The 21,874-nt window shown below is 68.1% G+C and carries 23 protein-coding genes; 13 read left to right on the forward strand and 10 right to left on the reverse strand.

Translation table 11 applies throughout. The features are described 5' to 3' along the window. Positions 1-168: 168 nt before the first annotated feature. Both HGB44_RS03005 and HGB44_RS03010 read right to left on the reverse strand, forming a co-directional pair. Positions 169-1,059: a phosphotransferase family protein gene (locus HGB44_RS03005; RefSeq protein WP_082768376.1), complete on the reverse strand. Its 891-nt coding sequence runs from the start codon at positions 1,057-1,059 to the stop codon at positions 169-171. Beyond that, complete coding sequence (locus HGB44_RS03010; RefSeq protein WP_168443916.1) at positions 1,056-2,312, reverse strand: XRE family transcriptional regulator; 1,257 nt, start codon at positions 2,310-2,312, stop codon at positions 1,056-1,058. Before HGB44_RS03010 ends, HGB44_RS03005 begins: the two co-directional genes overlap by 4 nt. 388 nt (positions 2,313-2,700) lie before the next feature. Here HGB44_RS03010 and HGB44_RS03015 point away from each other — a divergent pair, with 388 nt between their 5' ends. Genes HGB44_RS03015 through HGB44_RS03040 form a run of 6 tightly spaced genes read left to right on the forward strand, consistent with a single transcriptional unit; the run spans position 2,701 to position 9,268 of the window. Next, on the forward strand, positions 2,701-3,165 hold the full coding sequence (locus tag HGB44_RS03015; protein WP_168443917.1) for a roadblock/LC7 domain-containing protein: 465 nt from the start codon (positions 2,701-2,703) through the stop codon (positions 3,163-3,165). Continuing rightward, positions 3,162-4,127 carry a cyclic nucleotide-binding domain-containing protein gene (locus HGB44_RS03020; RefSeq protein ID WP_061080773.1) on the forward strand — a complete coding sequence of 322 codons (966 nt, stop codon included), beginning with the start codon at positions 3,162-3,164 and terminating at the stop codon, positions 4,125-4,127. Before HGB44_RS03015 ends, HGB44_RS03020 begins: the two co-directional genes overlap by 4 nt. Continuing rightward, positions 4,124-4,432: a hypothetical protein gene (locus HGB44_RS03025; protein WP_061080774.1), complete on the forward strand. Its 309-nt coding sequence runs from the start codon at positions 4,124-4,126 to the stop codon at positions 4,430-4,432. The genes HGB44_RS03020 and HGB44_RS03025 overlap by 4 nt, the downstream gene beginning before the upstream one ends. Beyond that, positions 4,429-5,622 carry a styrene monooxygenase/indole monooxygenase family protein gene (locus HGB44_RS03030; protein ID WP_061080775.1) on the forward strand — a complete coding sequence of 398 codons (1,194 nt, stop codon included), beginning with the start codon at positions 4,429-4,431 and terminating at the stop codon, positions 5,620-5,622. Before HGB44_RS03025 ends, HGB44_RS03030 begins: the two co-directional genes overlap by 4 nt. Positions 5,623-5,648: 26 nt before the next feature. Next, on the forward strand, positions 5,649-6,359 hold the full coding sequence (locus HGB44_RS03035) for a class I SAM-dependent methyltransferase (protein ID WP_061080776.1): 711 nt from the start codon (positions 5,649-5,651) through the stop codon (positions 6,357-6,359). Further along, positions 6,356-9,268, forward strand: a complete 2,913-nt coding sequence (locus HGB44_RS03040; protein ID WP_082768378.1) for a type I polyketide synthase — start codon at positions 6,356-6,358, stop codon at positions 9,266-9,268. Before HGB44_RS03035 ends, HGB44_RS03040 begins: the two co-directional genes overlap by 4 nt. Before the next feature lie 129 nt (positions 9,269-9,397). Here the strand turns inward: HGB44_RS03040 and HGB44_RS03045 are convergent, their stop codons facing one another. The 7 genes from HGB44_RS03045 to HGB44_RS03075 form a co-directional block, all read right to left on the reverse strand. Then, on the reverse strand, positions 9,398-10,042 hold the full coding sequence (locus HGB44_RS03045) for a vitamin K epoxide reductase family protein (protein ID WP_061080778.1): 645 nt from the start codon (positions 10,040-10,042) through the stop codon (positions 9,398-9,400). Next, positions 10,039-10,734 carry a DsbA family protein gene (locus HGB44_RS03050; RefSeq protein ID WP_061080779.1) on the reverse strand — a complete coding sequence of 232 codons (696 nt, stop codon included), beginning with the start codon at positions 10,732-10,734 and terminating at the stop codon, positions 10,039-10,041. Before HGB44_RS03050 ends, HGB44_RS03045 begins: the two co-directional genes overlap by 4 nt. Positions 10,735-10,864: 130 nt before the next feature. Further along, a complete protein-coding gene (locus tag HGB44_RS03055; protein WP_061080780.1) occupies positions 10,865-11,263 on the reverse strand; it encodes a hypothetical protein in 399 nt (132 codons plus the stop codon). A 96-nt stretch (positions 11,264-11,359) separates the two neighbouring features. After that, a complete protein-coding gene (locus HGB44_RS03060) occupies positions 11,360-12,343 on the reverse strand; it encodes an arsenic resistance protein (protein ID WP_061080781.1) in 984 nt (327 codons plus the stop codon). Beyond that, positions 12,344-13,144, reverse strand: coding sequence for a MerR family transcriptional regulator (locus HGB44_RS03065; protein ID WP_061080782.1), 801 nt, complete (start codon positions 13,142-13,144; stop codon positions 12,344-12,346). It abuts the gene before it with no gap. A gap of 348 nt (positions 13,145-13,492) precedes the next feature. Then, entirely contained in the window at positions 13,493-14,119 is a 627-nt protein-coding gene (locus HGB44_RS03070) for a methyltransferase family protein (RefSeq protein WP_061080783.1), read from the reverse strand. 32 nt (positions 14,120-14,151) lie between these two features. Then, positions 14,152-14,772, reverse strand: coding sequence for a methyltransferase domain-containing protein (locus tag HGB44_RS03075; RefSeq protein WP_061080784.1), 621 nt, complete (start codon positions 14,770-14,772; stop codon positions 14,152-14,154). A 43-nt stretch (positions 14,773-14,815) separates the two neighbouring features. On the opposite strand from HGB44_RS03075, the gene HGB44_RS03080 reads away from it, so the two are divergent. The 6 genes from HGB44_RS03080 to HGB44_RS03105 all read left to right on the forward strand — a co-directional run bounded on the left by HGB44_RS03080 (position 14,816) and on the right by HGB44_RS03105 (position 20,360). Continuing rightward, a complete protein-coding gene (locus HGB44_RS03080) occupies positions 14,816-15,199 on the forward strand; it encodes an ArsR/SmtB family transcription factor (protein WP_061080785.1) in 384 nt (127 codons plus the stop codon). After that, the gene (locus HGB44_RS03085) at positions 15,192-17,165 is read left to right on the forward strand and encodes a heavy metal translocating P-type ATPase (protein ID WP_168443918.1); all 1,974 of its coding nucleotides are present in this window, start codon (positions 15,192-15,194) and stop codon (positions 17,163-17,165) included. The genes HGB44_RS03080 and HGB44_RS03085 overlap by 8 nt, the downstream gene beginning before the upstream one ends. Next, positions 17,165-17,671, forward strand: a complete 507-nt coding sequence (locus HGB44_RS03090; RefSeq protein WP_061083659.1) for a signal peptidase II — start codon at positions 17,165-17,167, stop codon at positions 17,669-17,671. The genes HGB44_RS03085 and HGB44_RS03090 overlap by 1 nt, the downstream gene beginning before the upstream one ends. After that, positions 17,668-18,270 (forward strand): cation transporter, encoded by a 603-nt coding sequence (locus HGB44_RS03095; RefSeq protein ID WP_061083658.1) that lies wholly within the window; start codon positions 17,668-17,670, stop codon positions 18,268-18,270. The genes HGB44_RS03090 and HGB44_RS03095 overlap by 4 nt, the downstream gene beginning before the upstream one ends. 160 nt (positions 18,271-18,430) lie before the next feature. Continuing rightward, entirely contained in the window at positions 18,431-18,856 is a 426-nt protein-coding gene (locus HGB44_RS03100) for a hypothetical protein (RefSeq protein ID WP_168443919.1), read from the forward strand. Between the two features lie 478 nt (positions 18,857-19,334). Beyond that, positions 19,335-20,360 (forward strand): cytochrome c oxidase assembly protein, encoded by a 1,026-nt coding sequence (locus tag HGB44_RS03105; protein ID WP_231972679.1) that lies wholly within the window; start codon positions 19,335-19,337, stop codon positions 20,358-20,360. 3 nt (positions 20,361-20,363) lie between these two features. Here the strand turns inward: HGB44_RS03105 and HGB44_RS03110 are convergent, their stop codons facing one another. Beyond that, positions 20,364-21,092 (reverse strand): ZIP family metal transporter, encoded by a 729-nt coding sequence (locus tag HGB44_RS03110; protein ID WP_061083656.1) that lies wholly within the window; start codon positions 21,090-21,092, stop codon positions 20,364-20,366. A gap of 251 nt (positions 21,093-21,343) precedes the next feature. Here HGB44_RS03110 and HGB44_RS03115 point away from each other — a divergent pair, with 251 nt between their 5' ends. Next, positions 21,344-21,718: a hypothetical protein gene (locus HGB44_RS03115; protein WP_061083655.1), complete on the forward strand. Its 375-nt coding sequence runs from the start codon at positions 21,344-21,346 to the stop codon at positions 21,716-21,718. Positions 21,719-21,874 lie beyond the last annotated feature (156 nt).

Consider the following 21,874-nt stretch of genomic DNA (forward strand, 5'->3'; position numbering starts at 1 on the left):
CTCACAGCACCTCGCATTGGGAAAGAGAGGGGGCCCAACGGACCACACCAAAACTAAAATCGGCAACCACATCAGAATCTTCGATGCCCACGAAGGCCGATTATGGTCATTTGGTCGACATATAAAAACAGCGGTACCGACCGCTGAAGCTCATCTCTGTCACGGTGCTCAGGCAGCTGGAGTCCACGGCCATGGACGCTTCCCTCGCCGACCGCGCAGGCAGTCGATCCGGAGTTGGGCTTCTGTGCGCATCCGTTCCTGTGAGGAGTGTTGGACGAAGTACAGGGTCATGCGGAGTTCGCGCAGGTCGCGCATGACGGTGAAGCCGGGCCAGTCGGTGACGTCGTGGCCGCCGTAGACGCGGACGAAGCAGTCGTACTGCTCCTGATCGAGCCAAGGCACCGAGTTGGTCTTGATGGCGGTGGAGACCAGGTCCCATTCAGGTGGTCCCACCGAGCAGCGCTCCAGGTCGAGCAGAACTGAGCCGTGGGCGTGCCGAGCGACGTTGCCGATCCAGGCATCGCCGTGGACCACGGTGTGCTGGCGCCCGTCCGGGAGCTGGGACCAGGCTTCGCGGAGGGACTCCAAGCGGTTCCTCAACCAGACTACGTCGTCGGGGGCAAGGCCTACGGCGTCATCGATGCGCTGGGGCAGGCGAACGAACGGGTCGAGTTCCCCGAGGGCGAGATGGGTAGGGACAGGCAATGAGTGAAGGCCGCGCAGGAGGTACGCGACGTCCTTCACTGTTCCGGAGGTGTGTTCGGGCAACACTTCCCAGAAGGTGACCGCGCGGCCTTCGACGACGATGGGCTGCTCCACGTCTAGGGGTGTGGTGACGGGGAACCCGTGATCGGTAAGCCAGCGAGCGACCACGACCTCACGTCGCGCCGCCTGTTCCTGTCCGGGGCGGGCGATGCGGGCGACCAGGTCAGGGAAGCCGATGACCGCGTTCTCACCGATGCGGATGGGTGAAGCGGTGGCGAGGGATCGGTTCAGGCCGGCGTGAGCCAGGGCCTGGCTGAGGATGCGGTCGTACTCGGTTGTGTGCGGGAGTGTCATGGGTGGGCCTCGATGCGGTCCGTGATGTGTCGGCTCAGGTCGACGAAATGGTGGGACGTGGTGATGGCGAGCTCTCTCAGGTCGTCCTCGGCGCGGCGGGATTGGACCTGCCCCATGTCCTCCAGGGCGCGCAGTACTGTCCCATGCCCCTGCTCGGGGGCAGTGCGCATCTGGAGGGAGGCGAGTTTGATGCCGGAGATGGCACGGGAACGGCGGTAGGCGTCGGTGTGACCGTCGACCGCCGCCTGGAGTCGTTCCTGCGCTGCGGGCATCGGGTGCAGCCGGGCGATGGCCAAGTCCCACAGGGCGTGTCCGGTGTCTCCTGCATGTTGGGCGGCGTCGTAGTAACCCATCCACACTGGGGATGGCACCCCGCTTTCGGAGGCGAATGCTTCGTCGGCGCTACCTATCGCGGCCAGGGTTTGTTGTTTGTCCCCGAGTTTGGCAAAGGCGCGGGCGTGGGCGGTGAGGAGCATCGCGACTTCGGGTGGGGAGAGTCGGTCGGATCGCACCAAGGCAAGTTCGGCGTAGGTGAGACCTGTATCGGGATCGCCGCACCAGATCTCCTGGCGGGAGCGGTGGGAGAGGATCTTGGCGCGCAGATGCCAGTCGTTGGCGTGTTCGGCTGCCTGGGTGGCGAAGGCGAACATCTTTCGGGCGTCGTCGTGAGCGTAGGCGTCGAAGGCCACGAAGCCGCAGACCATGGCGAGTCGGGCGACGGCTGAGAAGGTGCCGGAGCGCAGGTGGACAGGGATGTCACGGTCCAGTAAGCCGATCGCCCAGCCGAGGTGGGCGTTGACGGCAGCGCGTGCGCTGCTACCGCCGTAGGTGTGATCCCATCCGGAGAAGACGGTGGATGCTTGGTTGATCTGGTCAAGATCTTGGTGTTGGACGGTGGCGAAATCTGTTCGCAGGTGGGGGAGCTCGAGGAAGGGAACGAGCGCGGCACCGGTGCCGACCACTTCGAGGAAACGTCGTCGCTTCACATCTTCCAGCTTCCCCGCTGATCCTGCTTCAAGGCCACCGTCCATGGGTTCGTTCTGGATGACCGTGGTCTCATTGGGACGGCAAGCCGGGGTATTGGGGAGAGGCCGAAGTGCGCCGAGTCCTTCGAGGGCGGTGTTGATCTTGTCGGATCTCTTCAACACCAGCTTGCCCGAGATGATGTCGGAGAGCGTGGACTGAGCCAGACCGGTGAGCTTGACCAACGCCATCAAGGACAGGTCGGTGTTCCACCGCACCAAACGAATCACCGCGGAGGCATCCCTCTCCTGCCACGCCTGACACATCTCAGGCAGGTCCCACACCTCAGACGGGATACACCGGCACGCGGATCTGGCAGCTGCCGCCACAGGACGACCACACGCCCGGCACACCACCATCTCCGCCCCAGACGCCCCCACACGTCCTTCGGGTTTCGTCGCGGCATCGGGCCCCCGCCTGCCGGGTGAGAAGTGGGTCATAGAACAACGGTAACCACACTCCGACCACAAGGCCACGCGTGTCCGGAAAAGGACTAACGGCAACCGCGAAACCATTCCGGCAGTACCACATTGGTTGCTATTTGACCATCGACGGCGCCGATACTTTTTATCGGCACACCGATACCCCTGATCCGTGTGAACTCCCACGATGGGGCGCATGAGCACAGCCCGCCTCCAGGCGCCAGGACCATCGACCTCTGACGGTCCACCACAGCGTCTGCACGATGAGATCACCGTACTCGCCGAAGAGCAGGGTGTTGACGTGTTCGTCTTCGCCATCGACGGCCGCCTCCTCGACACAAGCCCCGGGTGCCCCGCAACGATCGAGCAGGTCGCCGCCACCAGCTCAGGAGTCGTGAACCTTTCTCGCGGCTACGCCTCACGAGGAGATCGCGGCGGGGTGGAACGTCTGGTGACCCGCTACGAGAAGGGCGTCCTGATCCTGCTCCCCGTCAACGAGGCGGTGTGGGCGGGCTGTCTCACCGATCGCAACCGGGTGAAAAACACGGCTCACACCTTGGCCCTGTTCACCGAACGGGCCGCTCCGCTGGCGCCCCGTGAGGTGGGGTTGAATCTGCCCGCGGTAGCGCTGTCGGCGACCGGGAACGAGGTCCGACGATGACCGCCTCCCGCCCCCTCCAGACTTCAGGCGCCACTCCCCCGTACGTTCCGGAAAATCCGCTGCTGCCCATCATCGGAGAGCACACCCTCGTGCGCACGATCGGAACCAGCGGTGTGTTTCCCGAAGCGACCGAGCTGGACCATCTGGTTGCGTCCCTGTGGCGACTCGTCCACGACCTCGGAGGTACCCGCACACATCCGTTGTCGGTGTTGGAGATCGCCTCACGGTCCGGGCTCAGCCGCGGCACGGTGATCCTGGCCGTCGCCGAGCTGCTGCGTCGCCACCGGATTCGGGTGAGCCGTCCTCACACCGCCCCTCGCACCCCGATCGAGGAGGTGCGCGACGGCCTATCCTCCACCCACTACGATCCCGCTCTACGGTCAGCGAAGGTGCTGGTGCTGGGCACACCCGAGGCCTTGGCCCGCCAGTTCGTGGGGGCCTGCTCACACACCCGTCCCCTGGCGGTGCAGGAGATGGTGGTCGTCACCCGCGATGGCAGTGCCACGCCCCGCCCCCGACCGTTGTTGATCTCCATGGGGACGCTCCCGATCAGTTCCCTGCACCTGTGCTTGCTCGCCCTTCCCGAGCCCGGGGTGTGGGATGCGCTGTGGCCGAGCGCGGTCCGGGACGCCTGCGGCACGATCCTGGTGACCCACCCAGATCACCTGGGCGCCGCCGACCGGTCCCTGATGTTGCTGCGCCGTTTGGAGTCACCGGTGCAAGTGGTGCTCCACCATCCCGACGACACCGATCCCGAACCGGTATCCGCAGCCAAGGGCCTCGGGCTCTCCACTGATGAGATGACGCTGGCCGACGTCCGGTCGGTCCCGGCCGCCCGCGCGGCGCTGCGCGACCTCGTTCGTCAGGATTCTCGGCGCCCTCACCGTGTCCACCTGCGTACCCCGTTCCCTCCCCCCAACCACGCGTCCACGAACGGACGCACCGAGGAAGGTCCTCAATGAGGAAGGTTCTGATCGTGAGGACCGGTACCTCCGGCCTCCAACTCTCCCGTGGCCTGATTCGCTTCGGCTACCACGACACGGTCAGCAGGGGGGAGAGCCGCTCCGCCAGGCCCAGCATCACCCAGTTCACGCCTCCCAGCGCTTTGGCCCACGAGGAGGCGACCGGCCTCATCGACCCTGACCCCGGGCTGGCCGCCTCCACGCTCGATGTGGGCCAGGGCCAGGTGACCGTCACCGACGCACGCTCGCGTCCCGCGACCCGGTCGTCCCTGCACCAGCTCCTGCGGCGCCTGGAGATCTCATGAAGATCCTGATCGTCGGCGCGAGTCAGGGAGGCCTCCAGACCGCGCACCGACTACTGCACTACGGGGCCGACGTCACGCTGATCACCGCACGCTCCACGCTGGAGATGCGCCATGGGCGGGCGCAGATGACCCAGTTGACCCTGCCCGCGGTGCGCCGGGCCGAGCAGGAACTGGAGCTGGACCTGTGGTCCGGCATCGCCCCGACCTACCGCACGGTCGCCCTGACCACCGTCACCGCTGATGGCACTGTCGGAGGGTTCACCGGCGACCTGGACGATGAGGGCGTAGCCGTGGACCCGCGGGTGAAAATGGCCGACTGGACCGAGTATTTCGAGGACAAGGGCGGCAAGGTAGTCATCCATGGCGCTACCGTCACCGACCTGGAATACTTCACGCGCATGTTCGACGCGGTCCTGGTCGCGGTGGGCGCTGGGGAGCTGGGCCAGCTCTTCGCCACCGATCCCACCCGGCCACTGGCCGCCGAAGCTCAGGTGGTCTCCCAGGCCTACGTCCACGACTGGCCCACAGCCCCGGGCCAAGACCTGGAGGTCTACTCCGCCGAGGCGGGAGTGGTCTACGTCATTCCGACCCTGATCAGCGACGGACCCGCCCACTCGGTCATGGTTGCCGCCCGCCCCGGCGGGGCGCTGGATTTGTCCACCGATCGTGCCCACCGGCCTGACGTGCACACCCTGCTCCCCCAACGTCTGGAAATGGTGTTGCCGGAGCTGGCCGAGCGCTACCGGGAAACCGACTTGGCCGAGGGCTCGGCTGCCTCCACCCTGGTCCGCCAGGTCACTCCGGTCGTGCGCACTCCTGTCGCATCCCTGGGTGAGGGATTCGTGGTGGGGATGGGCGATGCGGTGGTGACCACCGAGCCGCGCACCGGGCAGGGGTGGGCGATCTCCACCAAGGGCGCACGCCACCTCACCGAGCAGATGATCACCCGCTTCGATCAGTACGGCGGGTTCGACCAAGCCTTCTTCACCGACACCTTCTCCACCTTCTGGCAGGAGGAGATCCGTCACACCTCGGCCTTCTCCCGCATGGTCAACGACTTCCACACCGGCCGCCTGTCCCCGACCGTGCTGGAGGCCATGGCCCGTGCCAGCACCGACGCTGCCTACGCCGACCAGTGGGTGCAGGGCTTCAACAATCCCCGCGTCCTCACCGACCTGCTCCGTCTCTGATCTCCCCAGCGAAGGATCCCGCCGCCATGCCTGAGCAGCCCCCCACGACCCATGCCTGGATCTCCGCGCCCAACCCGCGGCTGTACAGCCTGACCAACCTCAATCGCTACGGCCGCTTGATCGTGGACAAGTCGCACCGCCTCGCGTGGAAGCTCGACAACGCTGAACTGCTGGACCTGTACCTGCGCCACGTCTCGGATCGGCACCTGGAGATCGGCCCTGCGGACATGCACTTCCTCAGCCGCACCCCCGCGCCCGCCATGGAGCATCAGTGGCGCGTGGACGTTCTCGACATCAACGAGGCCCCGCTGAACATGGCTCGGGAACGGCTTGCGGGTCGGGCTCGGGTGGGTACGCACCAGCACGACGTTCTTGCCACCCCCTGGCCCCTGTCGGACCAGTCGGTGGGCTCGCTGGCCTGTGGCAACGTTCTGCACTGCGTACCCGGAAAGAGCTTCGCGGCCAAGGCAACCGCCATCGACGAGATGTCCCGGGTGCTGAACGACACCGGGGTGGCCTGGGGGTACACGCTGCTGGGAGCCCAGGACCCGGCGCTCTCCCCGAATCTGCTCGCCCGCTACCTGATGTACCGCTACAACCGTGCGGACAACGTCTTTCACAACATTGGTGACCGCCTCACCGATCTGAGCCGCGAGCTGGACTTGCGCTTCACCGAGGTGCGCCTGTGGGTGATGGGGTGTGCTGCGGTGTGGGCCGTTAGGGGGCCGCGCCGATGACCACCACCGCCTCTACCAACCGAGAGCCCGTCGCAATTATCGGCATGGGTTGTCGCCTTCCTGGTGGCATCGCTACCCCCACCCAGCTGTGGGAGGCCCTGGTCCAAGGACTGGACTGTGTCACCCGCGTTCCTGACGAGCGGTGGAAACAGATGGTCGAACGTCTGCACCCCGATCAGGTCCCGGCCGAGCCGTTCCCTGCCGGGGTCGTGGACGTCGACGCCTTCGATCACGCGTTCTTCGGCATCGGTCCAGACGAGGCCGCGGAAATGGACCCTCAACAGAAGCTGCTGATGGAGACCGCTCACGAAGCGCTCGCCGACGCCTCCCTGCGCCCCTCTTCTCTGGCCGCATCGGCGACGGGGGTGTACGTCGGGGCGGCCAGTACCGACCAGGCCTCGGTCAACTTCGGCCCCGGGCACCGGGCCGGGGTCAACACCGGTTCCGGGGCCGGAATGGCAATCCTGGCCAATCGCATCTCCTACCTGCTTGACCTGGACGGGCCGTCGCTGGCCTTCGACACCGCCTGCTCCTCCTCTTTGACCGCGCTGCACTACGCGGTGCGTGACCTGCGTGCCGGGGCGGTGGAGGTCGCGATCGTCGCTGGAACCAACATCCTCACCAGTCCGGTGATCACCGCCGGCTTCGTCGAGGCCGGAGTACTGTCCCCGGACGGTCGGTGCAGGCCCTTCGATTTCCGGGCCAACGGGTACGTGCGCTCGGAGGGCACGGTGGTGCTCGTGCTCACCCGTGCGGCAATCGCGCAAGGGCAGGGACATCGGGTGTGGGCGCACGTGGCCGGAACCGCGATCGGTCACGGTGGTGCCTCCCGCCATCTGTTGCGCCCGCGGGTCGACCGGCAGGCGGCGGTGATCCGCCAGGCGCTGGCCGACGCCGCAGTACGCCCCGCCCAGGTGGGGTGGGTGCAGGCACACGGCACCGGTACCCGCGCCGGGGATCGCATCGAAGCCGAAGGTATCGCTCAGGCTTTGGGCCGGGACAAGCCTGTACCGGTGGGGTCGGTCAAGGCCGCGCTGGGCCACCTCGAAGGCGGCGCCGGGACGCTGGGGGTGATGGTCACCGCTCTGGCCGTCCACCACGGCAAGGTCCCACCGACCTTGCATCACAGCACCTTGCGTCACCGGTTGGAAGGGCTGGTGCGGGTGCCCACCACCGTGGAAGACTGGCCTGCGGACGCACCTTCCCGGCAGGAGGAGACGCGTGTGGCCGGGGTGTCCTCGTTCGGGTTCGGTGGGGCCAATGCCCACGCCATCGTCACCAGTGCCCCAGCCATGGAACCACCGCCGGAGCAGGATCCGATGCCGTTACCCGAGACCGTGCTGGTCTCCGCGCGCAGCCCGGTGGCGCTCTCCTCGGCCGCCGGCCGATTGGCCGAGCGCGCCCCGCAGGGACGGTCTGTGGGCACGGTGGCCGACACCGCTTTGGCCCACGGCATCCACCATCCGCACCGAGCTGCTGTGGTCGCCTCCGACCTGGGCGCCCTGGTCCAGGGACTGCGCAGCATCCAGGACGGAGTCCCCAACGCCGACGTGATCGGCCCTGGTTGCACCCCCCAGCTGAGGCCACGATTGGTGTTCGTCTACACCGGGCACGGCGGCCACCACCCCGATGCCGGAGCTGAGCTGCTGCGTGTGCCCGCCTTCGCCCACGCTCTGCACCAAGCGCGCGTCACAGTGGAAGCCCACACCGGCTCGCCGGTGTGGCAGCCCGGTCAGAACATCGAGGGATTCGCAGACGCCCAGCACTGCACGTACCTGGTGCAGGTCGGACTCACCGCGCTGCTGGCCGAACGCGGCATCACCCCCAACGCGGTCATGGGGCACTCGGTCGGAGAGATCGCGGCCGCCCTCACCGCCGGAGCCCTGCCTCAAGATGCAGCTGCGCGGGTGCTCGCTCACCGCAGCCGCCTGCTCCGCGGGCTTTTCGAGGCGGGCGGGCTGCTGGCCCTGCGCGCCGGAGCGAAGGAGACCGAGGAGTTTCTGGCCGCCTACGGCGGACGTGTGTCCATCGCCTCCTACAGTGCACCGCGGGTCCAGGTCGTGGCCGGGCCGGATGCTGACCTGCTGAACCTGCACGCCCATCTGGACGTTGAGGGGGTGTGGTCGAGGCCGGTGGCCGACGTCATCCCCGCTCACTCCCCCGCGGTGGACCCGTTCGTTCCCGAACTGGAGCAGGCCCTGTCCGGGCTGCGTGTCCAGGTCCCTGGGGTGCCGATCATCTCCACCGCCTACCCCGGCGATGACACGGCCGAGGCGGGGCTGTGGGGTCCGGCGTACTGGGCAGCGCAGGCACGCCAGCCAGTGCGGTTCACCGATGCCCTCCACCGAGCCGTCGATGCTTCCGACGGTGGGCCGGTGGTGTTCGTGGAGATCGGACCCAAGGGACTGTTGGTCGAGCACATCGCCCACACCGTGGATGCCTCACACCACACCGTGGCCGTCACCACCGACCCCACCGGGCTCGCCCGCGCGGTCGGAGAGCTCTACACCCTGGGCGTCGCCCCCGCCGAGCCAACCAGCCGCGCGCACCCGCACATGGTTATCCCACCTGGGTGGGACCACACCACTGGTCCGAATACCGGAGCCGAGTCCGACCGGTCCCGAACACCGCTCCCGGGTGGGGTGAAGGAGCACCTGGTAGCGGAGATCTCCCGTTTGCTGCACCTGCCTGACGGTGTGGATCTGTCCTGCTCGTGGCTCGACCTAGGGATGGAGAGCCACCAACTGCTCCAGCTCACCTCACGGCTACGCCGCGTCCACCACTGGCGCCAGGTCGACATCCAGCTGTTTCTGCCCGAGCGGCCCCTGAGTCGGGTCCTGGAGGACCTCCAAGCCCTACTCCCAGCACCGTCGACCATCTCCGAAGGGCGCCCATCCGTTCTCCCCTGACCCTGGAGCGGCGCCCAAGGGTGTCCTCGCCCTCAGCGGGGCCAGGGCGAGGACACCCACACACCCACGACTTCGCAGGGGGAGTTCTCCGTGTCGGCACAGTGCGCCAGGTAGCCGCTGTCTAACGCACTACAGAAAGGTGGCCCAGTAGGTCCAGAACGCCTGACCGACCAGGCCGATGATCGCCAGCGCCCACACGGTGAGCACCACGGTGTGGTTACGTGCCAGCAGGTCCACGGGGCGGCACAGCACGGAAGGCACGGGCAGGCACGCGGAGCGCACGTTGTGCAGGGTGACGTACCAGAAGAGCGGGATCGTCACCGCCCACACGACCATGCAGTACGGGCACAGCGCGCCGATGCGGTACAGGCTCTGGAAGATCAGCCAGTGCACGAAGACCACCCCGAACAGCACACCCGCCTGGAGCCCGAGCCAGAACCAACGGTCGAAGCGCGCTCCGGCGAGCAACGCCACACCCACGGTGGTGACCACGGCGAAACAGGCAACACCGATCACCGGATTCGGGATGCCGAACACCCCGGCCTGCGGGGTGGCCATGACAGTGCCGCAGGACAGCACCGGATTGATGCTGCACGCGGGCACGTGTTCCGGGTCGGCCAGCACCCGGACCTTCTCCACCAACAGGGCCGTCGACGCGAGGAGCCCGACGGCGCCGCCCAGGGCGAGCAGCCAGGGCAGGGCCCGACTGATGACGGTGGCCTCGGCTCCGGGCTGGGGAAGCGCCGCCTCGCGCACTGTGGTGTTGGTGCTCATCCTTCCAGCTCCGCGTCGATCCTCGCCGAGAGTGCCTCGTAGCTGGGCATGCTCGGGGTCGGGCGTCCGTTGACGAAGATGGTCGGGGTGCCTTGAACGCCGAGGGCGACGCCGTCCTCGAAGTCAGACCTCACCCGCTCCAGGGTTTCGGGGGACTCCATGGTCCGGACGAACTCGTCCATGTCCAGGCCCAGGTCCTCGGCGAAGCCCACGAACACCTCGGCCTGGGACTCCTGGGACTCGCCCCACTCGGCCTGGGTCTCGTACATCCGGACGTACATCTCCTCCAACGCGCCCTGCTGGGCGGCGGCCTCCACCGCCGCGGCGGCGGGCTCGGAGTTGGTGTGCCCGGGCAGGGGGAAGTAGCGGATGACCATGTTGATCCGCCCGTCGTAGTCCTCGCGGATCTGCTCCATGACCGGGAACTGGGCGCGGCAGGCCTCGCACTCGAAGTCGAGGAACTCCACGACCGTCACTTCGGCGTTCTCCACCCGGTCGAGGTAACGGCTGTCCTCGCGCACCAGCAGTTCAGCGGGTGCGGTGGGCGTGGTGGTGGGGTCTGGGCTGTTGGGGTTGCTTTGGGCGGTCGTGGTGTTGGTGGAACCGCCGCGGTCGTTGAGGGCGACGAGGAGGCCCGTTCCGATGACGGCGACCATGATCAGGCCGAGGGTGATACCGAGGTTCTTGCTCATGTGAATGTCCTGGGGTGTGGGGCACACGGGAGGGCGCCCGCGAAACGGTCAAGGAGAGGTGGCCGCACCCGGTGTTCGGGCGCAGCTGCTCATCCCCGCACGAAGTGCGGAGGTGAAAGATGACCGTGTTCTAGACCCGTTGGACGCAGAGCAGTGTCAGAAGCCCGTACCCGTGGGGGGCGAAGGGCGCGAGGCTGACGGGACGCGCTGCCGGGCCCGGTCGTGGGGCCAGCAGCAGCAGCACGAAGGTGAGAACGACGCCGAGGGCGATGAGGAACAGGGGCGAGGCGGTGGGCAGTCCGTGCCCCTCAGCCGCCTCGCACGGGTGCGTGGGGGCTTGCACAGGGATCTCGACCGAGGCCGCAGGAGACTCCTGTACCTGATCCGGGCAGTCAACCGCCGCGAGGGAGGAAGCCGCGGCCTGCGGTGCGGCACTGTGGCACAGGGCGCACAGGAAGCACATGACCACCAGGAAGATCAGCGGCACCGCGAGGGTGCGCTGTCGCCGTGTGTGGGTGTGCCTGGCCATACAGGGAACTGTAGCGGCGACTTCACCCAGACGTGCGACGGATACGGGATAAGGAGAACCATCACGAGGTCCGGCGGTAGACCGTGGCCTCGTCTTCTACCGCTTGTCACGAGGGAACGGCTGCCTTGGGAGTCGACGTCTGACCCGCACCAGTTGGGCGAGCAGGGCCAGTACCGGCAGCTCCACCAGCGGGCCGACCACGAGGGCGACCGCGATCAGGGGCCGGTCGGGGAAGGCCGCGACCGCGATCGCCAACGCGATGGGTGAGTTGCGTGAGGTAGTGGTCATGGTCAGCGTGACCCTCTGCTCCGGAGGCAGGCCCAGTAGGCGGGACAGGCCAGTGGCGACTAGGGGCAGCACGGTGAAGAAGACCGCCAGCGGCGCCAGCAAGGCAAGCAGGTCGGCGCCGTGCGCGAGGACGGTGCGGGCCTGCCAGGCGAACATCGCGAACACGGCCACGTACAGCAGCGGCAACACCAAGCGCCCAGCCGGGGCGGTGACGTGGCGCTCGCGCCAGGCGGCGCCCCCAAACCGGGCCGAGGCCCAGCGCACCGTCAGCGCCAGAGCCAGGGGCACGACGAGGACGAGCAGGACCGACTCGGCCAGCGTTCCGGCGTCGACCATCGCGGCCTGTCCGCCCAACAGCAGCACGTACACCGGCAGCAGGACGAGCTGGAGGACCAGGTTCACCGGCAGCAGAGCCGCGGCGATACCGGTGTGCCCGCGCGCCATCGCGGTGAAGACCAGGTACCAGTCCGTGCACGGGGTCACCAGCAGCAACAACAGGCCGATGCGCAGGTCCGGTTCGCCCCCGAGCAGCCCAGCACCCAGGGCCCAGGCCAGAGCCGGGGTGAAAACGAAGTTGAGCACCAAGCTGGTGACCACCAGGGTCCTGGCACGCCTGACCTCGCCCACGTGGGCGGCATCCATCTGCACGAACACGGCGGTGAGCATCACCAGCAGGGCAGGTAGCACCACGTGCTCGGCCGCCGGACCGATCGGCAGCAGCAGGCCCGCGGCCAGCCCGGCCACGGCGGCCAGGGCCACGAACAGGCTCTGAAGGCGTTCGGCGAGCGACACCTACTGCTCCTTCGTGGTGCTGACGGAGGCGTCGTTGATGGCGCCGAGCAGGCGGGTGGCCTGTTCGGCAGGGCTGCCGGGTTCGGGGAGGCGATGGGGGGCCATGCTCACGTGCAGGCGCACCCGTTGTGTGGTGAAGTCCAGGTGCAGGCGCAGGAACGAACAGCACTGGCGTTCGGCCGCGGCCAACTCGGCCAAGGGGCCCGCTTGGGACAGGGGAAGGCTCCAGGTGCACCCCTGAGAGTTGGGTGCCTTGTGCGCGTCCTGAAGCATGAGGTGCCAGCGGTCGATTCGCTGCTGGTAGTCGGCTCCGTCCAACGAGCACGACGGTGCCTCGGTGACCGTCGCGATCGCCAGGTGCGCACGTGGGGCGGGCTCTATCGGTGCGGATGGGTTCATCGTGAGGAAGGAGCAGCTGGGATCGCAGGGGGTCTCGCGGTCGGGCAGCTGCTCCAGGCTTCGTAGCGCGTTCCTGAGCAGGGTCCGGAACTCCTCCAACTCTGCGCTCTTGCGGTCGGCCTCGGCGAGCCGGTTGGTGATACGTGGTTTCAGGGTGGCCTTGACCTGGGCGCAGTGGTGGTCGGCCCAGATCGCGGTGAGCTCGCCGATCGCGTCCAGGTCCAGACCGAGCTGTTTCGCGGCCGTGATGAACGCCAACCGTTCCAGCGCCCGCTGGTCGTAGAGGCGGTAGCCGGCCGGGGAACGCTGGGCCGGAAGCAGCCCCCGCTCCTCGTAGTAGCGCAGGGTCGAGGCCGGGACACCGGAGCGTTCGGCCAGCTCAGAGACACGCATCAACACCATGCGCCCAAGGTAGACCTTCGAGTCGGCTTGAAGGTCAACACCGGTTCGCACCCCATGCCGGACGTTGACCAAACGGCACCAGTATCCGGCCTGGCCTCCTACGGGCAGTGAGGAGTGGATACCTCTGCCTGGCATCGCGACACGGGCGGGGACGATCAGTGTGGGCAGTTTCCCCGCCGAATCGGCCTGAGACGACCACGAACGTTCGTGGCCCCGTTTACCCCCGGACGAGGACGCCGATGGTGGCCAGGGTCGCGACGCTGATAGTGAGAATGACGGCCAGCGCGATTCGACCTACGCGCTCCTCCTGTGGTGTGGGCTCATGGTCACTGGGAGTGCAGCAGCCGCTCACCGGGGCTCCTTGGTGATGGTGTCGTGGACGGCGAGCCGACCGATTCCAGGCAGGAAGCGGCCGGTGCGTGCAGCGTAACCGGAGTAGGCGGCGCCGTGCGTGCGCAGAAGGTAGGGCTCCTCGATGGCTCGGACTTGCACCTGCACGGCGGCGACGAAGACCGCTAAGGCCGCCACGGACGCCGCCGAAAGAATGATGAGTGCCTGCCCGGCGAGCAGTATCCCCATGCCGGTGAAGACCGGATTGCGCATGAGCGCGAAGGCGCCGCGGGTGACCAGCTCCGTGCGTTCGTCCTCGTCCACGCCGATACGCCAGGAGGTGCCCATCGCGGCTTGGGAGACGAGCACCAGGACCAGGCCGAGCAGCATCAGGCCCAAACCGGTGGCTCCCACACTCCGGGGCGGAGTGGCCGTGGCCAGGTCGAACAGGGCGGCCACGGGTGCGGCCAGGCCCAGGACGAGTGCGCCGACGAAGAGCACACTCCCCCACCAGGAGGTGGTGAAGGCGGTGGTGTCCGGTCGGCGGAACCCGGTGTCGCCGGTGCGTCGCCGCGCGGCCAGGGTGCGCACACCGAAGGCCAGGATGAGGCCGAGCAGGTAGAGGGCGAGTGCGGTCACGACCACGGGGGTCTCCGTTCAGGTGGGGTGGATGGGGCTCAGGTGCGGGTGGCGACGCCCAGGAGGTAGTCGCTGCCGATGCGGGTGCGCCAGGCCTCCCCGATGTGCAACCCGTGGCGGGGCAGCTCAGCAAGGAACTCACCCGCGCTGAACCGGTCGGTGGTGGGGTGGTCGAACAGGGCCTTGTAGGTGGGTCGGGCCAGGGCGGTGGCGGTGACCTCGTCGAAGAAGAACCGGCCGCCCGGGGCGAGGACGCGGGCGACCTCGGCCAGGGCGCCGCGCCAATTGGGGATGTGGTGGATGATCGCGAAGTCGAACACCGCGTCGTAGGAGGCGTCCTTTCCGCCACCGACGGGGCCGAAGGCGGCGGCCAGGTCGGTGGCCGAGCCGCGCGCGAGGTAGACGCGCTCGCCGTGGCGCTGAAGGCGGCGCCGGGCCCTGGCCAGCAGTTTAGGGTCCAGATCCACGGCGTCCACGGACGCGGCACCGAAGGTGTCCAGGATGAGTTTGGTGCCGTATCCGGGCCCGCATCCCAGCTCGGCGACGTGGGCGCCGGTGGTGCGCCCGCCCAGCTTGATGAGCAGGTTGGCCTCGTAGTGCTGGAGCAGGCGCCGGGGCGGTGAGTCGATCAGCGCTGACTCCACGCGGTTCATGAGCATGCCCACACCTTCTATTATCGCCATAATAGGATATGATCGTCTCATGACGATGAATAGCATGGATGAGTGTCAAGCCACAACCACCGGCCTCGGCGCGGCCGAAGCCCTCTTCCACAGCCTCTCCGACGGCACCCGGCTGGCCATCGTGCGCCGCCTGGCCAACGGTGAGGCACGGGTGGCCGACCTGGTGGAACAGTTGGGGCTGGCCCAGTCCACGGTCTCCAAGCACGTGGCGTGCCTGCGCGACTGCGGCCTGGTCGACGGGCGCCCCCAGGGGCGCCAGGTGTTCTACTCCCTGACCCGCCCCGAACTGCTCGACCTGCTGGCCTCGGCCGAGGTCGTATTGGCCGCGACCGGCAGCGCGGTCGCGCTGTGCCCCAACTACGGAACCGACAGCACGACGACGATGGAGGTGCGCGGTGAGTGACGCGTGCGGATGCGGCGGCGACGAGCCCCGCAGCAGCGAAGAGACCGAAGAACACGAGCCCCAGACGCTGTGGCAGGTGAGCGAGGTCCGCTTCGCCGCCGTCGCCGCGGTGCTCCTGCTGGCCGGGTACGGCGCGGGCTGGGTCGGCGCCCCCGATCTGGTGGGGTTGGTACTCAAGGCCGCAGCGCTGGCCGTCGCGGGGTGGACGTTCGTTCCCGGTACTGTGCGCAGCCTGGCCAAGGGCAAGATCGGCGTGGGCACGCTGATGACCATCGCCGCCGTCGGCGCCGTGCTGCTGGGCGAGGTGGGCGAGGCCGCGATGCTGGCGGTGCTCTACACCATCGCCGAAGGGCTGGAGGAGTACTCCGTGGCCCGTACCCGGCGCGGTCTGCGCGCCCTGTTGGACCTGGTTCCCGACCAGGCCAGGGTGCTGCGCGACGGAGCTGAGCACACCGTCGACCCGGCCGAACTGGTCGTGGGTGACACGCTGGTGGTGCGCCCCGGCGAGCGCGTGGCCACTGACGGGGTCATCGCTTCCGGGCACACCAGCCTGGACACCTCGGCCATCACCGGCGAGTCCGTCCCCGTCGAGGCCGGTCCCGGAAACGAGGTGTTCGCCGGGTCCATCAACGGCACCGGCGTACTGGAAGTGACCGTGACCACCACGGCCGCCGACAACTCCCTGGCCCGCATCGTGTCCATCGTGGAGGCCGAACAGTCCCGCAAGGGCGCCGGACAGCGCCTGGCGGACAAGGTCGCCAAACCGCTGGTGCCCGGGGTGATGGTCGCCGCCGTGCTCATCGCCGTCGTGGGCGCGCTGTTCGGTGACCCGCTGACCTGGATCGAACGCGCCCTGGTCGTGCTGGTGGCCGCCTCCCCGTGTGCGCTGGCTATCTCCGTACCGGTCACCGTGGTGGCCGCGATCGGTGCCGCCTCCAAGCACGGTGCCCTGGTCAAGGGCGGAGCGGCTTTGGAGGTCATGGGCCGGGTCCGTACCGTGGCGCTGGACAAGACCGGCACCCTGACCCGCAACCGCCCGGCCGTCATCGAGACCGCCCCGGCCCCCGGGCACACCGCCGAGCAGGTGTTGGCGGTGGCCGCCGCGCTGGAGGAGCGCAGCGAACACCCCCTGGCTCGCGCCATCCTGGCCGCCGCCCCCGCACCGGAGCGGGCCGACGGCGTGGAGGCGGTCACCGGCGCCGGGCTCACCGGCACGTTGCACGGCCGCAACGTTCGGTTGGGCAGACCGGGCTGGATCGAGGCCGGTACCCTGGCCGAGGACGTGGAGCGGATGCAGCACGCCGGGGCCACCGCCGTCTTGGTCGAGGACGATGGTGCCGTGATCGGTGCGGTGGCGGTGCGCGATGAGCTGCGCCCCGAAGCGGGTGAGGTCGTCTCCGCGTTGCGTGGTGCGGGCTACCGGGTGGTGATGCTCACCGGCGACAACCACGCCACCGCCACCACCCTGGCCGCCCAGGCGGGCATCGATCCGGGTGACGTGCACGCCGACCTGCGCCCCGAGGACAAGTCCCGCATCGTCGGCCGGCTCCGCGAACACGGGCCCGTGGCGATGGTGGGCGATGGGGTCAACGACGCCCCGGCGCTGGCTACCGCCGATCTGGGGATCGCCATGGGGGCGATGGGCACGGACGTGGCCATCGAGACCGCCGACGTCGCCTTGATGGGTGAGGACCTGCGTCACCTGCCCCGGGTGCTGGCGCACGCCCGTCGCTCCCGGGCCATCATGTGGCAGAGCGTGGGACTGTCGTTGGCCATCATCATCGGTCTGATGCCTCTGGCGCTGTTCGGAGTGCTCGGGCTGGCCGCGGTCGTGTTGGTGCACGAGGTGGCCGAGGTCGTGGTCATCGGTAACGGCATCCGCGCCGGACGCACACGCCGCCTGGGACTGGCTCCCGGTGGTCCCGCCACCGCCGCACCGCGCGAGCGCGTGGAGGCCAGGGCGTGATGCCGACGGCACCGGCCACGGCCGGCACGCTTCCCCGTTGGGGCGTGCTGGCCGTCGCCCTCGCGCTCACAGCCGCCGACCTGGCTCTGAAGGCCCTAGCCGAAGACCGGCTGACCGGCGGGCCCGGACCACAACTCCTGGGACTGCTGGAGTTGCGCCTGACCTACAACCCCGGCGTCGCCTTCAGTCTGGGCGCGAGTATGCCCGCCTGGGTCATCGTGGCCGTCACCGGGCTCATCACCGCAGCCTTGGCCGCCTACGCCTGGTACATCGCACCCGCTGCCCCGCCGCTGGGCCGCGTCGGTCTGGCCGGGATGTTGGGCGGTGCGCTGGCCAACCTCATCGATCGCGGCCTGGACGGTGTGGTCACCGACTATCTGCACAGCGGCTGGTGGCCCACCTTCAACCTCGCCGACGCCTTCATCGTCGGCGGCGCGGTACTGCTCGTACTCACGTCCGCCCGCCATCGCGCACCGGAGTCCATGCAACGAGGGAAGACACCATGACCCGACACCATGGCGACCGGCTCGTACAACGCGGGATGGCGCTGGCCTGGCTGATCGTGGTCTGGGACGTCATCGAAGGCGCGGTGGCGATCAGCGCGGGAATCGCGGCCAACTCCATCGCCCTAATCGGCTTCGGTATCGACTCCGCCATCGAGGTCTTCGCCGCTGGCGTGGTCATCTGGCAGTTGCGCGGCGGCTCCAGAGCACGGCAACGCCCAGCACTCAAGCTGATCGCCGCCACCTTCTACCTCTTGGCCGCCTACGTCGCCTTCGAGTCGATCAGCGATCTGATCGCCCAGAACAAGGCAGGCGAATCCCTCATCGGCATCATCCTCAACATCGTCGCGCTGGCCGTCATGGTGCCCACCGCTATCGCCCAACGCCACACGGGACGCGCACTGGGCAATCCGGTCCTCACCGCCCAATCCACCGAAACCTGGATGTCCAACGCTCTGTCGATCAGCGTGCTGGCCGGGCTGGGCCTCAATACGTTCCTCGGCTGGTGGTGGGCCGACCCCATCGCCGCCCTGGTCGTCGCCGCGCTGGCTGCCTACTCCGGTTGGGAATCCTGGCACGAGGCAAACGAGACCACCGAGTAGCACCAGTGCCCTGGTCGCACTAGGCCGTTCAAACACATCACCGTGGCCCTGAGACCGATCACGGACGAACCGGCACACTCATTTCCGCATGTCACAGCCAGTGGCGAGAAACCCGGGGGTACTTTCGCGGCCTTGTGATGGCCTGGGTAGTGTTCGACCCGTGACCGAGGTGACCAGTGCGCGACGACAGCGGAGCCCCATGCGGGTCCTGCTGCTCTCACTGCTGGTGTTTGGCCACTTTCTCTGTTTGGTCTGTCACGCCACCGCCACCAGCGCTGAGGCCCTGACCGATGCGGACATGGTCCCGGTCTCCGTCCAAACGGCGAGCGGAACAGCCAGCGGCGTGGCGCTGCACGGTCTGAACGAGGACGGCCAGTCCATCTTCGACGCCACCGAAGGCGACGTCAGCGTCGACCAGCGTCTCATCGCTGAGGAAGTGCTCATGCTGTTGGTCCTCGGCGTGATCCTCGTTGTCGTGTTCTGGGCAGTGCCACCGCGACCGGGTCCGTGGTTCGTCCGCCGTCCCCTCGTCATGGCGCGCAGCGGACCGCCCCTCTTTCTGTCGCTGTGCATCCAGCGGGTCTAGGCCGAATCCTCCGTCGCGGGCTTCGGCGCTGACACGCCTGACCCGCGGCGCTTCTCCCTGTTCCCGGGTCGTTTCCAGAGCCTGTACCGGATCAGCGCGCTGTGCCCTCACTAGGTGGCCGTGCGCGCGGTGACCGTCTCGACTTTCTGGTGCATCACCCGGCACAACCCACGCACCGGCCGCATCCCCTGCCTGCCGACCGATCGACGCGCTCACCCTGTGGGGTCTCGCAGTCGTCGCCGCCATCGTCAGACGTTCTGGACCTCCTGGACGTCGCTGTCGTGGAAGCGGCCACTTCCGACACCGCCCACACGATGAGCGCCTGCCGGTCACCGCCCGCCGAGCGGCGGGGCCGGGTTCTCAGGGGACGGATCGGCATGCACGTGCGCCACATAGACCAAGGAACACCGGCAGTGCGCGTCAGCCGCTACGAAGCGCTATCCGGCGCCCCCAACGCCTTTACCTTCCCGGAGGGACTGTGAACGACAACATGAACATGGACCACGGCATGAGCGGCCCGATGTGGGTACCCGTGGAACCGCCCACCCTGGAGGGACTGCTCGCCTGGCATCCGCAGCCCTATGCGATCTTCCCGATCCTGTGCGCCCTGCTCGTCGGCCTGTACGCGGTCGGCTTGGTCCGCCTGTGGCAGCGCGGCATCCACTGGCCGATCGGCCGAACCGTGAGCTGGCTCGTAGGAGTCGCCCTGGTGCTGTGGGTGACGGCCACCGGCATCGAGGGCTACGGCATGGCGATGTTTAGCGTCCACATGTTCCAACACATGATCCTGACCATGCTCGCGCCGGTCTTCCTACTGATGGGCGCACCCGTGACCCTCATGCTCAGGACGCTGCCCGCCGGTAAGGGGCGCCGGGCGGCGCCGCGGCGCGCCCTGGTGTGGCTGTTGCACAGCCCGATCGCCAAGGTGGGCGCGCACCCGGTGTTCACCCTGTCACTGTTCGTCTTCAGCCTCTACGGTGTCTACTTCACTCCGATCTTCGACACCCTCATGAGCACTGTGTGGGGGCACTACTTCATGCTGCTGCACTTCCTCGTCACCGGAATCATCTTCTTCGGGCCGGTGCTGATGGTGGACCCGTGGCCCGGAACGAAGAACCACCTGATGCGGATCATGCTCATGATGGCCGGTCTGCCCTTCCACGCCTTCTTCGCGATCGCGGTGATGATGTCACCGGGCCCCATCGTGCGGTTCTTCGCCTCCCCGCCCCCGTCGTGGAACGTGGACGTCATCAACGACCAACTCTGGGCGGGTGGCCTCACCTGGGTGTTCGGGGACGTGCCCACCATCGTGGTGATGCTCGTGCTCGCCGTGCTGTGGATGCGCTCCGATGACCGGCTCGCCCGCCGCAAGGACCGCCAGGCCGAGCGCGACGGAGACTCCGAACTGAACGCCTACAACGCCTACCTCCAGCGGTTGGCCGACCATGAGGCCGCGGCACGGGAGGCCGGTGGCCGTCCCGCCCCGTTCACCGTGAGGCTCTGACGGTCAGCCCAGGTAGAGGGACACGGCGGCGAAGATGACGAAGCCGACGGTGAGGTAGAAGCTGTCCAGGCGGCTCTGCTTGGCTTCGTGGGCTTCGGGGATCATCTCCTCGATCACCACGCTGAGTAGCGCGCCGCCGGTGAAGGCCAGGACCGACAGGGTCACCACCTCCGGTGCGTCGCGTAGGGCGAGATAACCCAGGACCGCGCCGAGCAGGATCGGCACCACGAAACCGGCGCCCGCCAGCACCCGCCACCTCCGTGCCACACCGGCGCGGCGAAAGGCCGCCTGGGCGGCGAAGCCCTCGGGCAGGTCGGCGGGTGCCTGCCCCACGGCCAGCAACAGCCCCAGAGCGGGGTTGATGACGCTTCCGGTACCGATCATGACGCCGTCGCTGAACAGGTCCAGCGCGACACCGAAGTAGATGCCCAGGGCCCCGCCCGTGCCGCGTTTCCCAGCGCGGGCCTGCAAGAAGCCGGACAGGGCGTCCACCCCGAGGAAGAGCCCTGCTCCGACAATGAACGCGACCAGCGGAACCCAGACGGGGTTGGCCTCCAGGGCACGGGGCATCAACTCCAGGCCGATGACCGCGATGACGATACCGACGGCCAGATGGAGTGCGGCGCTGAAGACCCTCTCCGACAGGGAGACGACTTCGGCGACGAGTCCGCCCAGCATGTTGGCCGCCGCGGGCACAAGCGCCAGCAGTACGACGAGCAGCAGGTTGTCCATGTGGCTCCCTCTGCCCTCTTCCTTCCCGTGTGGAACTCCGGGGGCAGAGGGTGAAAGTCGCAGAAGCTGACTGGTGGGTCAGCTCAGCAATGCGACTTGTTACCGCTTGTGACTGATTGGTGACGCAGATCACTTCGCTCGCGACCGTAACACTGATGCAATCATGTAGTTACTTTAAGTAGTCTCCGTGTGTGCGCGTAGGAATGGCAGCGATCGTGGAGCGGCGGGGGCCATGGCCTCTTCTGCTACTGGTGTTCGTTGCCGTCGCGCATCTGCTGTGCCTGGCCGGGCATGCGGCTGATGCGGTGGGGGTGCCGTCGGTGTCCCCGGCGGTCCAAGCGGCGGCCGAACAGTCGGGTACACAGGCCGTTTCCACCACCGCGGCCCCTCACACGCATTCCGTGGGCAAGCACCAGACCCACGACGGCACGGCCGCGTGCACCGCCGATCAGCGCGGTTCCGCCGCGAAGCTGTGGCTGCTGCTGTCCGACGCGGGCATGGCGTTCACCGCCGTGCTGTGGTGCTCTCCGCCGTGCGGCCATCGCCGACGGCCCAGCGAAGAACGGCGGATCCGGCGGCGAAACGCCGCCCGGCTCCTGCTCTCACTCTGCGTCTGGCGGGTCTAGAAGGACCTTCTTCTGTTCCGGCCCATCACGTCGGCCCGAACAGGACCTCATCCGTCCTTCACCGTCTTCGCGTCGCGGCCCCCACCGAGACGCGGACACGGCGGGCCGCCGTACCTTCAAGGTGCGCGTCCCGATGGTTCACGTATCCCGCTGTGA

It is taken from the genome of Nocardiopsis alborubida (assembly GCF_012396365.1).
Classification (GTDB): domain Bacteria; phylum Actinomycetota; class Actinomycetes; order Streptosporangiales; family Streptosporangiaceae; genus Nocardiopsis; species Nocardiopsis alborubida.

Excerpts from the sequence above, each read along its gene's own strand:
- HGB44_RS03055 (WP_061080780.1), bottom strand. The coding sequence starts at position 11,263 with ATGGCCAGGCACACCCACACACGGCGACAGCGCACCCTCGCGGTGCCG.
- HGB44_RS03090 (WP_061083659.1), top strand. The coding sequence starts at position 17,165 with ATGCCGACGGCACCGGCCACGGCCGGCACGCTTCCCCGTTGGGGCGTG.
- HGB44_RS03080 (WP_061080785.1), top strand. The coding sequence starts at position 14,816 with ATGACGATGAATAGCATGGATGAGTGTCAAGCCACAACCACCGGCCTC.
- HGB44_RS03020 (WP_061080773.1), top strand. The coding sequence starts at position 3,162 with ATGACCGCCTCCCGCCCCCTCCAGACTTCAGGCGCCACTCCCCCGTAC.
- HGB44_RS03005 (WP_082768376.1), bottom strand. The coding sequence starts at position 1,059 with ATGACACTCCCGCACACAACCGAGTACGACCGCATCCTCAGCCAGGCC.
- HGB44_RS03110 (WP_061083656.1), bottom strand. The coding sequence starts at position 21,092 with ATGGACAACCTGCTGCTCGTCGTACTGCTGGCGCTTGTGCCCGCGGCG.
- HGB44_RS03050 (WP_061080779.1), bottom strand. The coding sequence starts at position 10,734 with ATGAGCAAGAACCTCGGTATCACCCTCGGCCTGATCATGGTCGCCGTC.
- HGB44_RS03025 (WP_061080774.1), top strand. The coding sequence starts at position 4,124 with ATGAGGAAGGTTCTGATCGTGAGGACCGGTACCTCCGGCCTCCAACTC.
- HGB44_RS03045 (WP_061080778.1), bottom strand. The coding sequence starts at position 10,042 with ATGAGCACCAACACCACAGTGCGCGAGGCGGCGCTTCCCCAGCCCGGA.
- HGB44_RS03075 (WP_061080784.1), bottom strand. The coding sequence starts at position 14,772 with ATGCTCATGAACCGCGTGGAGTCAGCGCTGATCGACTCACCGCCCCGG.
- HGB44_RS03030 (WP_061080775.1), top strand. The coding sequence starts at position 4,429 with ATGAAGATCCTGATCGTCGGCGCGAGTCAGGGAGGCCTCCAGACCGCG.
- HGB44_RS03040 (WP_082768378.1), top strand. The coding sequence starts at position 6,356 with ATGACCACCACCGCCTCTACCAACCGAGAGCCCGTCGCAATTATCGGC.
- HGB44_RS03095 (WP_061083658.1), top strand. The coding sequence starts at position 17,668 with ATGACCCGACACCATGGCGACCGGCTCGTACAACGCGGGATGGCGCTG.
- HGB44_RS03015 (WP_168443917.1), top strand. The coding sequence starts at position 2,701 with ATGAGCACAGCCCGCCTCCAGGCGCCAGGACCATCGACCTCTGACGGT.
- HGB44_RS03035 (WP_061080776.1), top strand. The coding sequence starts at position 5,649 with ATGCCTGAGCAGCCCCCCACGACCCATGCCTGGATCTCCGCGCCCAAC.
- HGB44_RS03065 (WP_061080782.1), bottom strand. The coding sequence starts at position 13,144 with ATGGTGTTGATGCGTGTCTCTGAGCTGGCCGAACGCTCCGGTGTCCCG.